This window comes from Cupriavidus sp. IDO, assembly GCF_000812465.1.
GTDB lineage: Bacteria > Pseudomonadota > Gammaproteobacteria > Burkholderiales > Burkholderiaceae > Cupriavidus.
Map to the genome: position 1 here is coordinate 93,789 of NZ_JWMA01000165.1, position 14,298 is coordinate 108,086.

Genomic DNA, 14,298 nt, shown 5'->3' on the forward strand with positions numbered 1-14,298 from the left:
TATACAATAGTCATGCAGTGGTTCGTCCGCCGCACAAAGTCGTGGGGACGTGCCGGTCTGAACAGGAGCCCGACCTCATGCCCGTGCGACGCAAGGTAGTACTCTGGACAGTGCTGACACCGATCGCCCTGGTCGCGCTGGTGCTGATCGTGATCCTGACCTTCGACTGGAACCGGCTGAAGCCCTGGCTGAAGGACAAGGTCTCCGAAGCCATCGGCCGGCCCTTCGCCATCAACGGCGACCTCACCGTCACCTGGCGCAGCGCCGAAGGCGAGACCGGCTGGCACACCCTGGTGCCATGGCCACGCCTGTCGGCCCGCGACATCACCATCGGCAATCCCGACTGGGCCAAGGCACCCAATATCGCCAGCGTACGCGAGCTGATCTTCGTGCTGCGGCCGGTGCCGCTGCTGGCGCACCAGATCGCCGTGCCGACCATCGTCATCGACAGCCCGGCCGTCTGGCTCGAGCGGCTGGCCGACAACCGCAACAACTGGACATTCGACACGGGGCCGAAGACCGGCACCTCGAAGTGGAGCCTCGATATCGGCGAGGTCGTGCTGGCGCGCGGCAACCTGGCGCTGTCGGACCAGGCGCAGAAAATCGACTTGCAGGCCACGCTCGATACCATCGGCGACAACGCCCTGCTCGACAAGGCACGCGACGGCGCGCTGATGACCCCCGAGGCATCGGGCGCGGCCACGGCCTCGGATGCCGCGGCGGCGTCCTCGCCACCGCCGGCGTCCGAAACCGCCGCCTCGGTGCCGGCCTCCGGCCCGCCGGCCTCGGCCATGGCCGGCTCCCAGCGCTACGGGGTGCGCTGGAAGGCCACCGGACGCTACAACGAAGCGACGATCAATGCGAGCGGCAAAGCCGGTACGGTGCTGAGCCTGCGCGACACCCAGGTCCCCTTCCCGGTGTTCGCCGATGTGCGTGTCGGCACGACGCGCGCCGTGATCGAAGGCACGCTGACCAATCCGGCCCATCTCGGCGCGCTCGACGTGCTCCTGACGCTGTCGGGCGACAGCATGGCCAAGCTCTACCCGCTGACCGGGGTCGTGCTGCCGTCAACGCCGCCCTACGAAACCCACGGCCGGCTGATGGCCACGCTGCGCAAGGAAGGCTCGGTCTACGAGTACCAGAAGTTCACCGGCCGCGTCGGCGGCAGCGATCTCTCTGGCACGCTCACCTTCACCAAGCACGATCCACGGCCCCTGCTGGCCGGCGAACTGGTTTCGAACCAGCTGCGCTTTGTTGATCTGGCGCCGCTGATCGGCGGCGGCGCCAAGCCAGGCAAGGCGGCGGCCGACAGCCCGGTGAAGCAGCCCGCGGACAAGGCCTTGCCGGTCGCCCCGTTCCGGACCGAGCGCTGGGACGCCATCGACGCCGACGTCAAGTTCACTGGCAAGCGAATCATCCGTGACCAAAGCCTGCCGATCAACGACCTGGTCACCCACCTCAGGCTGCAGGACGGCGTGCTGCTGCTCGATCCGCTCAACTTCGGCGTGGCGGGCGGCAATCTGGTGTCGACCATCAGGCTCGACGGCAAGCGCCAACCGATGGGGGCCATGGTCGACATGACCGCGCGCCACATGAAGCTCAAGCAACTGTTCCCGACCGTGGACCTGATGCGCGCAAGCATCGGTGAGCTGAACGGCAGTGCCAAGCTGTCGGCTACCGGCAACTCGGTTGCCACGCTGCTGGGCACTTCCAACGGCGAAGCCAAGCTGCTTGTGGAAAACGGCACCGTCAGCAAGTTCCTGCTGGAAGCCATGGGCCTGAACGTGGGCAGCGTGGTGATTTCCAAACTGTTCGGCGACAAGCCGGTGCAGATCAACTGCGGTGTCGGCGACTTTGCCTTCACCGACGGCATTGCGCGGGCGCGCACCTTCGTGCTCGATACCCACGATGCCGTGATTGAAACCACCGGGGCCGTCGACATGGGCAGCGAGAAACTCGCCCTGACCATCCATCCGGATTCGAAGGGACTGCGCGTCTTCTCGCTGCGTTCGCCGCTCTACGTCGGCGGCACCATCAAGAAGCCCCGCGTCAGTCCCGATATCGGCGTGCTCGCCCTGCGCGCGGGCGGCGCCCTCGCGCTGGCGATTCTGGCCCCGGTTGCGACCGCGGTCGTGCCGCTGGTCGACCTCTCGCCTTCCGAGAAGGAAAACCAGTGCACCAGGTTATTGGCCGACCTGCGCAAGCGTCCGACCGCACCGCCGCCCGGCAAGACCTACAAGGATCCGAAGGCCGCCAAGGCGGCCGAAGCCGGCAAGAACGAGCCTTCGGGTGCCGTCGACCAGGGCGGCAAGCCCGACACGGCCGGCAAGGTAACGCGTCCGGCAATGCGTCCGGACAACAATTCGGCCCTCTACCAGGGGGGCTAGGCATCACGCCTGGCCGCCGCCCGGCGGCCAGGTGTTGCGCCGTAGCCGCACTCCTCGCGCCTTTCCTCAATTGGCGAAGCAAATTCGCAACACTTTGGCCGCGCATCGCCCCCGATTTCGCCGTTCGACGATTTTGCCGTTGTGCCCGGCCGACACCCGTCGCATAATTAAATGGCCATTTAAGAACTTTAAGCATGGCAAGCATCGGATGCCACTTCCGGCTTCGGCCGGCGTCGGTATCCTTCGATGGGTGCGGCTGCGGCCGCACTTGTTTTTCCGTGCCGGTGCGCAATGCATGGCGCGGTCAACACGATCCGAACGCCCCTCCCATGACGCTGCCACATGCCGCCGTCCCGCCGATCAGCTGGCTGATCGCACTGACGGTGTGCAATCACGTGGCATTCAACGCGAGCCGCGTGGTGGTGTCGCTGTTCGCCATCTCACTCAAGGCTTCCACCGTCACGCTCGGCATCCTGATGTCGCTGTATGCGTTGCTGCCGATGCTCCTTGCCATCCGCGCGGGCAAGCGGATCGACGAGATCGGCCCGCGCAAGCCGATGACGGCAGGCTCACTGATGGTGGTGGCGGGCACCCTGCTGCCGGCGGTCTGGCAAGACATCTCCGCGCTCTATTTCTCCTGTGCGCTGATCGGCGTGGGATTCATGCTGGTGCAAGTGGCCATGCAGTTGCTGATCGGGCAAGTTTCGACCAACGAGACCCGGCTGCGCAACTACACGCTGCATGCGCTGGGGCTGTCGATATCCGGCACGCTGGGGCCGGTGGTGATGGGCTATGTAATCGAGCATGCCGGCTTCCGCCCTGCATTCCTTGTGCTGGTCGCGGTGGCACTGGCTGGCCAGGCCGGCCTGCAGCTGGTGCGCCCTCGCCTGCCGGCGCAGGGCGGCAATGCCGGGCGGATCGCTATCGAAGACGGCAGCCGCCGCTCCACGCTTGACCTGCTGCAGCATCCCGAACTGCGCGCGGTCTTTATCGCCAGCGCCGTGCTGTCTGCCGCCTGGGACCTGCACGCTTTCCTGATCCCGATCCAGGGCTCGCGCATCGGGCTGTCGCCATCGTCGATCGGGTGGGTGCTGGGCGCGTTCGCCATCGCCACCTTTGCCATTCGGGTGGCCATGCCGATGGTCTCGCGCCGGCTGTCGGAGTGGAAGATCATCCGCATCGCGCTGATGGTCGGGGCGATGGCTTACCTGGTCTACCCCTTCGTCGCGCATTTCTGGCTGATGTGCAGCCTCGCATTTATCCTGGGCCTTGCCCTGGGCAGCGCGCAGCCGAACGTGATGAACATCCTCCACACCGTCTCGCCGAGCGGGCGCGCCGGCGAGGCACTGGGGCTGCGCTCCGCAGTGCTCAATACCAGCCAGGTGGTGTGGCCGCTGACATTCGGCGTGGTCGGCACGGCGCTGGGCATGCTGCCAATCTTCCTGTCGATGGCAGGGGCAATGGGCATGGCGGGCTATTACTCCCGCAATCAGACCAGCCGCAAGATCTCGCCGCCGGCCTGAAACTCTGTTGCCGCTTGTCCGGGCACAAATGCGGCCTGCAGCGCATTCGCTATACTCAAATCAGCCGGGCCCGCGTTCCTCCCCCGAGGCGCGCCATGTATCCCGTCCGACTTCAATTTGATTGCGACATGACTCAACTCGCCGACCTCCGCCGCACCTATGTCCTGGGCTCGCTTTCCGAAACCGACGTGGCCCCTGATCCGATCAGCCAGTTCAAGCGCTGGTTCGACGAGGCGATCACCGCCAAGCTGCCCGAGCCGAACGCCATGACACTGGCAACGGTCGATGCCGATGGCCAGCCGTCGGCGCGCATCGTGCTGCTCAAGGGCATGGACGAACGCGGCTTCACCTTCTTCACCAACTACGAGAGCCGCAAAGGGCTGGACCTGGCCGCGAACCCGCGCGCGGCACTGCTGTTCCACTGGGTACAGCTGGAACGCCAGGTGCGCGTGGAAGGCTACGTCGAAAAAGTCGACGAGGCCGAGAGCGACGCCTACTACGCATCGCGGCCGCTTGGCTCCCGCCTGGGCGCCTGGGCCTCGGAGCAGAGCCGTGAAGTCACCGGCCGCGATGTGCTGGAGCAGCGCGAGGCGGATTTCCGCAGCAAGTTCGGCGAGAACCCGCCGCGTCCCGCGCATTGGGGCGGCTACCGGCTGGTCCCGACCGCGATCGAGTTCTGGCAAGGACGGCCGTCACGGCTGCATGACCGCATCGCCTACCGGCTGCAGCCCGCCGGCAACTGGCAGATCGTCCGGCTTTCGCCCTGAGCCTGCTGGTTCCTGTCCGGCCCGGGCGCGGCCGGACGGTTCAGTCCCCGGGGCATTGAGGGGGTGCGCTGCACAAGCTTTGAAATTGGACTAAAGTGGGATAAGAGTCGCTTAGCTGATTGCTTCTGCAAGCATTGCGCGACCAGGCTCCTGTGCGGGCGGCAATCCCGCCAGCCCCGCAGGAGGCGTTCGTTCGAAGAGTGTGCCGCAACCGTCAGGAGGGAAAGCGCATGTTTTTCAAGCAAGCCCTGGACAAGCAACTGGACAACTGGATCGCCGACCTGCGCGAGAATGCCAACTTGCCGGTCAGTCTGCGCCTGTGGAATGGCAGCGAATTTCCGCTGGGGCAGTTCGAAAAGCCCAACGTCACGCTGACCGTGCGTGAAGCGGCTGCCCTCCCCCTGCTGCTGACGCCAAGCCTGGACAACCTGGGCGAAGCCTACGTGCAGGGCAAGATCGACCTGGAAGGCAAGCTCACCGACATCATCGACGTGGGTTACCGCTTCTCGGCGGCCGCCAAGCGTCGCGCCGGCGGCGTGCTGAACAAGATGGCGCAGCATTTCACGCACACCAAGCAGGAAGACAAGGCGTCCATCCAGTATCACTACGACGTCTCCAATGATTTCTACAAGCTGTGGCTGGACCCGAACATGGTGTATTCATGCGCCTATTTCGAGAACGGCAATGAAGACCTGGCCACCGCGCAGCTGAAGAAGATCGACCACATCCTGACCAAGATCCGCCTCCAGCCGGGGCAGACGCTGCTGGACATCGGCTGTGGCTGGGGCGCGCTGGTGCTGCGCGCGGCGCAGAAGTTCAATGCGCGCTGCGTCGGCATAACGCTGTCGCAGAACCAGTTCGACCTGGCCACCGAACGTGTGCGCGCGGCGGGCCTGTCGGATCGGATCGAGATCCGACTGCAGGACTACCGCGACACTAGCGGCACCTTCGACCGCATCACCAGCGTCGGCATGTTCGAGCACGTGGGCAAGAAGAACCTGCCCGCCTACTTCGGCCGCATGCGCGAACTGCTCGCGGACGACGGCTTCGCCATGAACCACGGCATCACCGTGCCCGACCCGAGCGACGACCCGATGGACGGTTCGGATTTCATGGACCGCTACGTGTTCCCGCAGGGCGAGCTGCCGCACATCGGCCTGGTGCTGCGCACCTTGCAGGAAGGCGGGCTTGAAGCGTTCGACGTAGAATTGCTGCGGCGCCACTACGCGCGCACACTGCATCACTGGGCCGACAATTTCGAGGCCAGGGGCGACACCATCCGCGAGATGGTCGGCGAAAAGAAATACCGCATCTGGCGCGTGTACCTGGCCGGCTGCGCCCATGCTTTCGATACCGACCAGATGTCGATCTACCAGGTGGTCTGCCACAAGGCCGGCAAGTCGTCCGCCACGCTGCCGTGGTCGCGCCGCTATATCTACGAACATCCGATCGGCACGCCAGTTTGACCTCAGACCTGTTCGGCGACCTGCTACCGCCAGCTTCATCACCGTCTCCCGTCACCGCCGCCTCCGCCCGGAGCGCGGCGGGTGTTGCTTCCGACAAGCCTGCGCGCGGCAAATCCGTGCGCCCGGCGCAGGCCAGCGCCGCACTGCAGGCGCTGGCCGCGCAGTTGCCGTCCAACCTGTACCTCGGCACATCTTCCTGGTCGTACAACGGCTGGGACGGGCTCGTGTATGAAGGCGAATACAGCGACAGCCTGCTGTCGCGCAAGGGACTGGCCGCCTATTCTCAGCATCCGCTGCTGCGTGCAGCCGGGATCGACCGCGGCTTCTACGGACCGATTCCGCAGGCCGACTACCTGTCGTATGCCGCGCAGGTGCCGGAGCAGTTCCGCTTCCTGGTCAAGGCGCCCGCCAGCGTCTGCGATGCCTGGCTGCGCAGTTCCGATGGCGCCGGCCGGCTCGCCAACGCCGCCTTTCTCGATGCGGAAATCGCCATTCGCGATTTCGTCGTTCCCGCCACCAGCGGACTGGGCGCGAAGTGCGGGCCGCTGTTGTTCCAGCTGTCGCCATTAGGCAGCATGGCAGAGGACAGCGCGGGCTTCCTTGAAAAGCTGGATGCATTCCTGTCGGCGCTGCCGCGGCTCGATCCGAGCATCACGCCGCATGCCTGCTACGCCGTGGAGATGCGCGACCCCGCCCTGCTGACGCCGCGCTATATCAAGCTGCTGCGCTCGCACGGCGTGCGCTTCTGCGTCTCGGCGCGCGACCGCCTGCCGCCGGTCCAGAGGCAGGCCGGCGCGCAGGCGCTGATGGATGCGGTCGAACCGGGCCCTCTGGTGCTGCGCTGGATGTTGCGCACCGGACGCGGCTACGAGCAGGCCGAATCCGCCTATGCGCCGTTCAACCGGCTGGTCGAAGAAGAGCCCGAAACCCGCCACGCCATTGCCGACCTGGTTGCGCAGACGCTGCGCGCCGGGCAGCCCGCGACGGTCATCATCAGCAACAACGCCGAGGGCTCGGCCCCGCTCAGTTGCGTGCGGCTGGCCGAAGCCATCGCGGCCCGGCTGCAGGCAGCCTAACGGCGCAGCTTGTTCGCGAACTTCTCGCGGAACTTGGCCAGCTTGGGCGAGATGACAAAAGCGCAGTAACCCTGGCTGGGGTGGTCCTGGTAGTAGTTCTGGTGACTGGCCTCGGCGCGCCAGTACGGCTGCTCGGGTTCGATCTGCGTCACGATCGGCGCATCGAAGGTCTTGTTGGCGACCAGCTCGCGCATCACGTATTCCGCCACGGCGCGCTGCGCCTCCGAGTGCGTGAAGATGACCGAGCGATACTGCGTGCCGACGTCATTGCCCTGGCGGTTGAGCGTGGTCGGGTCGTGGATGGCAAAGAAGATCTCGATGATCTCCCGGTAGTTGATTACGGACGGGTCGAAGGTCACGCGCACCACTTCGGCGTGGCCGGTGTCGCCCTCGCAGATCTGCTGATAGGACGGATGACTCACATGTCCGCCGGTATAGCCGGACTCCACTGCCCGCACGCCGTCGACCTGTTGATACACAGCTTCCAGGCACCAGAAACATCCGCCACCCAGCGTCGCAACCTCAAGCCCGTGTTCCATATCCGCCGCCCCCTCAAGGTGTTGTGTGGATGTAATGCCCTTAAGCATAAGCGCAGAACTGCAGTCGTGCTTGCGGAAAGCGCGGGGGAGACCTCACCGTGCGGGCTGGCGCGCCTCCAGCATGGCCCGCAACTGTGGCTTGAGCACCTTGCCAAGGGCGCTGCGGGGCATGTCGTCGAGCAGCACCACCTCGCGCGGCAGCTTGAAGCGGGCCACGCGTTCGGCCAGCGCCTCGCGCAGGATGACGCCCTCCAGCGCGGCACGGTCGGCACCCGGCGCCGGCACGATCACGGCTACCGGCACCTCGCCCCAGCGCGGGTCCGGCACGCCCACCACGGCACACTCCTGCACACCGGGCATGCCGACCAGCACGTTCTCGATCTCGGCCGGGTAGATATTCTCGCCACCGGAGATGATCATGTCCTTGCTGCGGCCAACCACTTCGATGCAGCCGTCGGCGTCCCGGTGCGCCAGGTCGCCCGAATGGAACCAGCCATCCACGAAGCTGGCATCCTGCCGCGCCCAGTAGCCCTGCATCACGTTGGCACCGCGCACCCACAGCTCGCCGACCGCGCCCTGCGGCACTTCCTCGCCATCCGCGCCGACCAGCCGCACTTCCGCCTCGGGCTGCGGCCAGCCCGCGTAGCCCGGCCGGGCCATCGCCTGATCGAGCCGCAGCACCACGGACACCGGCCCGGTCTCGGTGGCGCCATAGACTTGCCCGAGCGGCACGCCGCGCGCGTGGAAGGCTTCGATATAGGCGAGCGGGATGGTCGACGAACCCGCCATCACGCCGCGCAGCGATGACAGGTCGGCATCGGCCCAATCCGGGTGTTCCAGCACCGCGCGCAGCGTCGCCGGGACCATCAGCGACAGCGTCGGCCGCTGCCGCGCCACGGCGTCGAGCCAGCCGCCCGGGGTGAAGCGGTCGTGCAGCGTCACCTGCGCACCGGCCAGCAATGCCGGCAGCGTCTGGATGCACAGGCCGCCGACATGAAACATCGGCAGCACCGACAGGATGTGGTCATCCGCGCGCATGCCATGCGCCCACCAGCTCGCCCGCGCATTGGCCAGCAGGCCCGCCTGCGTGTGCACCGCGCCCTTTGGCTTGCCCGTGGTGCCCGAGGTGTAGGCAAGCAGCACCGGCGCATCGTCGGGCACGGGCGCGAAAGCGAGGCCGAACGGGGCCGGCTGCGCGATCAGGCGGTCGATGTGCGCGCATGCGGCTTTCCCGCTCGCGACGGCACTGGCCATGTCCGCGTGGGAATCATCGTGAAAGATCGCGCGCAAGCCGGCATGCTCCGCGATGGCACGCAATTCCGGCACCGCCAGCCTGAAATTCATCGGCACGAACATCGCCCCGATGCGTGCGCAGGCAAACAGCATCGCCAGCTGCAGCTCGTGGTTGAGGCTCAGCGTACCGACGCGATCGCCGGGCTGGATGCCCCACGTGCCGGCCAGGTGTGCGGACACGCGCTCCACGCGCCGCCACAGCTTTCCGTAGGAGAACGTACGGCCCAGGTACTGAAGTGCCGGGCGCCGTGTTGTCTCGCTGGCATGCCGGTACAGCAAGGCCGGCAAGGTGCCAAGACCGGCGGCCCCGGGGCGCAGGGCACCGCTCATTCGTCGCGCTCGCCGGATTCGTACAGCGTTTCGCGGCCCATGCGGTCAAGGATCAGTTCGGCCGTCCACGGCAGCATCAGCGCACCGCAGCGCGAATCGCGATAGAGGCGTTCCAGCGGCAGGTCCTTCAGCATCGATTGTCCGCCGCAAGTACGAATGGCGAGGCGCGCGATATCGTTGGCGCCCTCCATCACTGAATAGTGCGCCGCGTACAGGCGCATCCGTTCGTCCTTGGTCGGGTTCGGCTTCGCCTCATGAATGACGCGCCAGAAGATCGAACGCATGTTCTCCAGCTGGATGCGCATCTGCGCCACCGCGATCTGCTTGGTCGGGTACATGCGGCGCTTCACCGGCGGCTGGCCGGGGACTTCTCCGCGCAGGTACTGCACGGTGAAATCGTAGGCGGCCTGCGCCACGCCGAGGTAGGTGGGCGACAGCGTGAAGAACATCGCCGGCCAGGTCTGCGCCGCCTTGAAGTAGACGCCGCGCGGCATCAGCTGCTCCTGGTCGGGTACGAACACGTCCTTGAGCAGCAGCGTGCGCGACACCGTGCCGCGCATGCCCATCGGGTCCCACTCGCCCGCGACGGTGAGGCCCGGCGCCTTGCCCGGAACGGCGATATACAGCGTATCGCGCATGTCCGGATGCTGGTCGCCGCGGTCCTCGGTGCAAAGAATGCCGTAGTAGTCGGCGGCGCCAGACAGCGACGCGAAGATCTTGCGGCCATTGAGCACCCAGCCGCCGTCGACCTTGCGCGCGGTGGTGCCGAACGGCGCCTTGCCGGCCGCCGCCGCCGAGCCTTCCGAGAACGGCTGGGCATAGACCGCGCCGTCGCGCACCACGCGCGCGAAATGCAACTCGCGGCGGGCTTCGTGCTCGGCCCGCTGTTCCGCTGTCATCCCGATGCCGTCCGACAGCATGCCCGTCCACATCGTCGAGCAGATGTGCATGTTGTAGGTCAGCGCGGTCGCGCCGCAGTAGCGGCCGATCTCCGCGCCCACCATGCAATAGGTGGCAAAATCCGCGCCCTCGCCGCCGAAGGCCTTCGGCACGCACAGCGCCAGCAGGCCCGCGCCGCGCAGGTCGTCGTAGTTGGCGAACGGGAAGCTCGCCTCGCGGTCCCATTGCGCGGCGCGCGGCGCGAAGTTCTCACGTCCGAGCTGATTGACCAGCGTCAGCAGGCGCACCTGCTGGTCCGAGAAATCGGCGGTGCCGACGGCGGGGATGAAATCGAGTGGCATGTCGCAGTCTCCAGTGCGCCATCACCTGCGGGTCGGCGCGGATATCGTTCTTGTTCCCGCCGCGCCTCGCCTGCCGACGCAGCGGAGCGCGAGTTCAGTGCACGGGGAAATGCCGGCGCAGGAAATCGAGCACGGCGTCGTTGAACGGCGCCGGGCGCTCCATGCAGGCCAGATGACCTACATCGGGCAGGCACACGTACTCGGCGCCCGGAATGCGTTGCGCCATCCGCGCCATCACCTCGGGCGCGGCATTGCTGTCATGCTCGCCGGCAAGCGCCAGCACCGGCACGGCGATTCGAGTCAGCGCGTCGCGCTGGTTGAAGCGCACCAGCGCGCCAAGCGCGGCGCGATACGTTGCCGCCGGAACCGCCGCCATCACGGCAGTGGCAAAGGCCACGGCCTGCGCATCGGCATCGGGCGCGACCATCGTGCGGACCAGTCCCTGCGCCATTTCCGCCATGCTCTTGCCGGCGTCGAGTGGCGCCGTGCGCGCAGCCACGAAGTCGCGCTGCCATTGCCCGTCGCCCTTGCCGAAGGCGGGCGAGGTGCCGGACAGCACCATGCCGTCGATCAATGCCGGCGTGGTGGCGCAGGCCTGCTGCGCGACCATGCCGCCCATGCTGTGGCCAAGCAGCACCACGCGGCGGCCGGCATCGCGCTCGGCCTGCAACAGCGGTTGCAGCGCGCTCGCCAGGCCGTCGAAGTCATAGGGGTTGATCATGGCGCTGTCGCCGTAGCCGGGCATATCCCAGGCCACGGCGCGATAGCCGGCCTGCGCCAGCGCCTCGCCCTGCGCCGGCCATGCGGCCTTGCCGCCGCCGATGCCATGCAACATGACGACCGCGACCGGGCCGTCGCCCCACGCAAGCGTACCCATGCCGTTGGGATGCCGCAAAACCACGGGCGCACTCATGCCTGCCCCTCCACCAGCCTGCCTTCCTCCACCTCATTGCGGCCATCGAGCGAGACCGTGCAGTTGCGCAGCGGCAGGTCGAAGTGACCCAGCGTGTGGCGGCCCGCAACTTCGTTGGCGCCGGTCGAGAACAGGAAGTTGCCGGCGAAGGCGCGCAACTCGGTGCCGTTGCAGTCGCGCTTGTCGTAGAAGGTCATGGCGTCCCAGCGCGCCAGCGGGTTCAGGCCCCAGCCGACGTGCGAGACCGCGTACGCGTCGCGGTTGCCCTCGCGGTTTGCCCAGGCTTCGTAGTAGCCGCGCATCATGTCGACGTCCATGCCCTGCCCTTCGATGCCGACGATGTAGTCGTCCTCGACATGGCAGACGACGGTGTCGCGCAGGTAGGTCTTGAAGGTGAGATTGACGTCGCCGGGCGCCAGCACCAGCGTGCCGTTGACCTGCCGGCTGGCCGGGAACGCCAGGCACAACCCGCCCGGCCAGTGGGAGACCTGCCCCGGCTTGTTGCAGAAGCCCCAGACGCCGCCCACGCGCGCATTGGCCAGCCCGATGCGCAGCTCGGTGCCGGCGGCCGAATGCACGCGCATCTCGCGCGCGCCGCGCAGGCGCCTCATGGCGGCACGCACGGTGCCTTCCAGCGCCGGATCCAGCTGGCAGCGTTCCAGGATTTCGGGATGTTCGTTGCTGACCATCAGCATCCGCGGCACGATGCCGTCGGCGCCGCGCAGGATCAGCGGCAGTTCGGGCGCGTGGAGCAGGCCTTCGACCGTGCAGTCCAGCACCAGATGGCAGCGTGACAGCGCCGCGACCACGGGCGCCAGGCCTTGCAGGGCATCGCTGGCGCCGGTGGAGCGGACCGGCGCCGGCGCGCTCAGTGCGGGGGTGGGAATGCGGATGCGGACCGGGGTGGCCCCCAGCGACTGGACCGCCAGTTCCGCCAACTCCACGTTGACGCTGCGGGATTGCGACTCCGTTACAATTCCAACAACTTCCGTGCCCGACAAGGCACAGAGTTCCAGGGTGCGCCGGAACGCCGCCAGCCAGCGGTGTTCGATCTGCTCGATGAGCATGGTTGTCTCCTCCTGTACGGCAGGGCGTGTTTGCTTTGTGCGCCGGCCACCGATCCCGTCGGCACAGTGCACCAGCTTTTGCTTGTGATTCGAGGCCCTGGCGCGAATAATATATATGAAATTTCATGAACTCCAGTGGAGCCCCCGCGATGGGCATGCCTGAGGCCCGGCCACAGTTCGTCGGCAATGCCGCCGCCCCCGATTTCGATACGCAGCAGTTCCGCCGCACCCTGTCGCAGTTTGCGACCGGGGTGACGGTCATCACCACGCGCGCCAGTGACGGCGCTGTTGCTGCCGGTGGGCCGCCGTTTGTCGGCATCACCGCCAGCTCGTTCAACTCGGTTTCACTGGATCCGCCGCTGGTGCTGTGGAGCATGGCCACGCGTGCCAACAGCCTGCCGATGTTCCGCGACGGCTCGCACTACATCATCAATGTGCTTTCTGCATCGCAAATCGACCTGTGCCAGCGTTTTGCCACGCTGAAGGGTGACCGCTTTGCCGGTGTCGATTACCGATTGTCAGCCACCGGCCTGCCGATCCTGGCCAACGCGCTGGCCTGGTTCGAATGCCATAACCGCAGCCGCTATGACGAAGGCGACCATGTGATCTTCGTCGGCGAAGTCGAACGCTGCGGCGTGCTCGACAGCGGCGGTCACCCGCTGGTATTCCAGGGTGGCGTCTTTTCCACCACCACGCCGCTGGAAGACTGAGCGCCCCCGACAAACGATCAGGCGATCATGGCAGACCGGCCCTCCCAGCCCTTTGTCGACGGCTATCTCGCCTACCTGCTGGCGCGGGCCAGCCACCTGATCTCGGGCGAGTTCCACCGCCAGGTTGCAGCCAGCGGGCTGTCCATTCCCGAATGGCGCGTGCTGGCCACGCTGGCCGACCGTGAGGAGTGCACCATCGGCACCCTCGCCGAAATCACCCTGACCAAGCAGCCCACGCTGACCAAGCTGATCGACCGCATGGCGGCGGATGGGCTGGTCGCGCGCCGCCCCGGCCTGGAAGACCGCCGCCACGCGCTGATTTCCATTACGGCGCGCGGGCGCGAAGTGGTATTGCCGCTGCTGGCTGAGGCCGCTCAGCATGAGCAGGCCGTGCTGGAGGACTTCGGGCCGCAGCAAGGCGCGCTGCTCAAGGAAACGCTGCGCAAGCTGATTGCGCTGCACACGCAGCGCTAGTCTGCCTCGCCCGCCTTCAGCACCGCCAGCGGCGAGCTGTCGACCTTGATCCGCTGCAGCACGATGTTCGAGCGGATGTCCATCACGCCCTTGGTACGGTACAGCCGGTTCACGATGAAATCGGAGTAGTGCTTCAGGTTGCGCGCCTGCACGCGCAGGATGTAGTTGCTGTCGCCGGTGATGATGTAGGCCGACAGCACTTCCGGCCAGGACTGCACGGCCTCGATGAATGTGTCGTGCCAGCCCTCCACATCGTGCCGCATCGACACCTGCACGATTGCCTCCAGCTCCAGTCCCAGCCGCTCGGCATCGAACCAGGCGCGATAGCCGCCAATCACGCCCGCCTCTTCCAGCAAGCGCACGCGCCGCAGGCACGCCGACGGCGACAGGGCCACGCGATCCGCCAGGTCCTGATTGCTGATGCGCCCGTTCTCCTGCAGGCAGGTCAGGATGCGCAAATCCGTCGGATCGAGGTTCATTCGAATTTTCCTTCTATTTGCCCTTGAATCTTC

Annotated in this window: 13 protein-coding genes; 7 read left to right on the plus strand and 6 right to left on the minus strand. The window is 66.6% G+C overall.

The window, feature by feature from the left end:
• Positions 1-77: 77 nt before the first annotated feature.
• The 5 genes from RM96_RS30855 (at position 78) to RM96_RS30875 (ending at position 7,219) form a co-directional block, all read left to right on the plus strand.
• Positions 78-2,387, plus strand: coding sequence for an AsmA family protein (locus tag RM96_RS30855; protein WP_039015529.1), 2,310 nt, complete (start codon positions 78-80; stop codon positions 2,385-2,387).
• A gap of 329 nt (positions 2,388-2,716) precedes the next feature.
• Positions 2,717-3,910 carry an MFS transporter gene (locus tag RM96_RS30860; RefSeq protein WP_039015530.1) on the plus strand — a complete coding sequence of 398 codons (1,194 nt, stop codon included), beginning with the start codon at positions 2,717-2,719 and terminating at the stop codon, positions 3,908-3,910.
• A gap of 128 nt (positions 3,911-4,038) precedes the next feature.
• The gene (gene pdxH, locus RM96_RS30865; RefSeq protein ID WP_039015531.1) at positions 4,039-4,677 is read left to right on the plus strand and encodes a pyridoxamine 5'-phosphate oxidase; all 639 of its coding nucleotides are present in this window, start codon (positions 4,039-4,041) and stop codon (positions 4,675-4,677) included.
• A 230-nt stretch (positions 4,678-4,907) separates the two neighbouring features.
• Complete coding sequence (locus RM96_RS30870; RefSeq protein ID WP_039015532.1) at positions 4,908-6,143, plus strand: SAM-dependent methyltransferase; 1,236 nt, start codon at positions 4,908-4,910, stop codon at positions 6,141-6,143.
• Positions 6,140-7,219 carry a DUF72 domain-containing protein gene (locus tag RM96_RS30875; protein WP_039015533.1) on the plus strand — a complete coding sequence of 360 codons (1,080 nt, stop codon included), beginning with the start codon at positions 6,140-6,142 and terminating at the stop codon, positions 7,217-7,219. The genes RM96_RS30870 and RM96_RS30875 overlap by 4 nt, the downstream gene beginning before the upstream one ends.
• Here the strand turns inward: RM96_RS30875 and msrA are convergent.
• The 5 genes from msrA to RM96_RS30900 all read right to left on the minus strand — a co-directional run bounded on the left by msrA (position 7,216) and on the right by RM96_RS30900 (position 12,602).
• Positions 7,216-7,758 (minus strand): peptide-methionine (S)-S-oxide reductase MsrA, encoded by a 543-nt coding sequence (msrA, locus tag RM96_RS30880; protein ID WP_039015534.1) that lies wholly within the window; start codon positions 7,756-7,758, stop codon positions 7,216-7,218. The two genes, RM96_RS30875 and msrA, sit on opposite strands and share 4 nt — an antisense overlap.
• A gap of 93 nt (positions 7,759-7,851) precedes the next feature.
• Positions 7,852-9,381 (minus strand): class I adenylate-forming enzyme family protein, encoded by a 1,530-nt coding sequence (locus tag RM96_RS30885; RefSeq protein WP_052279848.1) that lies wholly within the window; start codon positions 9,379-9,381, stop codon positions 7,852-7,854.
• Complete coding sequence (locus tag RM96_RS30890) at positions 9,378-10,622, minus strand: acyl-CoA dehydrogenase family protein (protein ID WP_039015535.1); 1,245 nt, start codon at positions 10,620-10,622, stop codon at positions 9,378-9,380. Before RM96_RS30890 ends, RM96_RS30885 begins: the two co-directional genes overlap by 4 nt.
• A 94-nt stretch (positions 10,623-10,716) precedes the next feature.
• Positions 10,717-11,535, minus strand: a complete 819-nt coding sequence (locus RM96_RS30895) for an alpha/beta fold hydrolase (protein WP_039015536.1) — start codon at positions 11,533-11,535, stop codon at positions 10,717-10,719.
• Entirely contained in the window at positions 11,532-12,602 is a 1,071-nt protein-coding gene (locus RM96_RS30900; RefSeq protein WP_039015537.1) for a hypothetical protein, read from the minus strand. The genes RM96_RS30895 and RM96_RS30900 overlap by 4 nt, the downstream gene beginning before the upstream one ends.
• A gap of 149 nt (positions 12,603-12,751) precedes the next feature.
• On the opposite strand from RM96_RS30900, the gene RM96_RS30905 reads away from it, so the two are divergent.
• Positions 12,752-13,312, plus strand: coding sequence for a flavin reductase family protein (locus tag RM96_RS30905; RefSeq protein ID WP_039015538.1), 561 nt, complete (start codon positions 12,752-12,754; stop codon positions 13,310-13,312).
• 27 nt (positions 13,313-13,339) lie between these two features.
• Positions 13,340-13,786: a MarR family winged helix-turn-helix transcriptional regulator gene (locus tag RM96_RS30910; protein WP_039015539.1), complete on the plus strand. Its 447-nt coding sequence runs from the start codon at positions 13,340-13,342 to the stop codon at positions 13,784-13,786.
• On the opposite strand, the gene RM96_RS30915 is transcribed toward RM96_RS30910, so the two are convergent.
• On the minus strand, positions 13,783-14,265 hold the full coding sequence (locus RM96_RS30915; protein WP_039015540.1) for an Lrp/AsnC family transcriptional regulator: 483 nt from the start codon (positions 14,263-14,265) through the stop codon (positions 13,783-13,785). The genes RM96_RS30910 and RM96_RS30915 overlap by 4 nt on opposite strands.
• Positions 14,266-14,298: the final 33 nt, after the last annotated feature.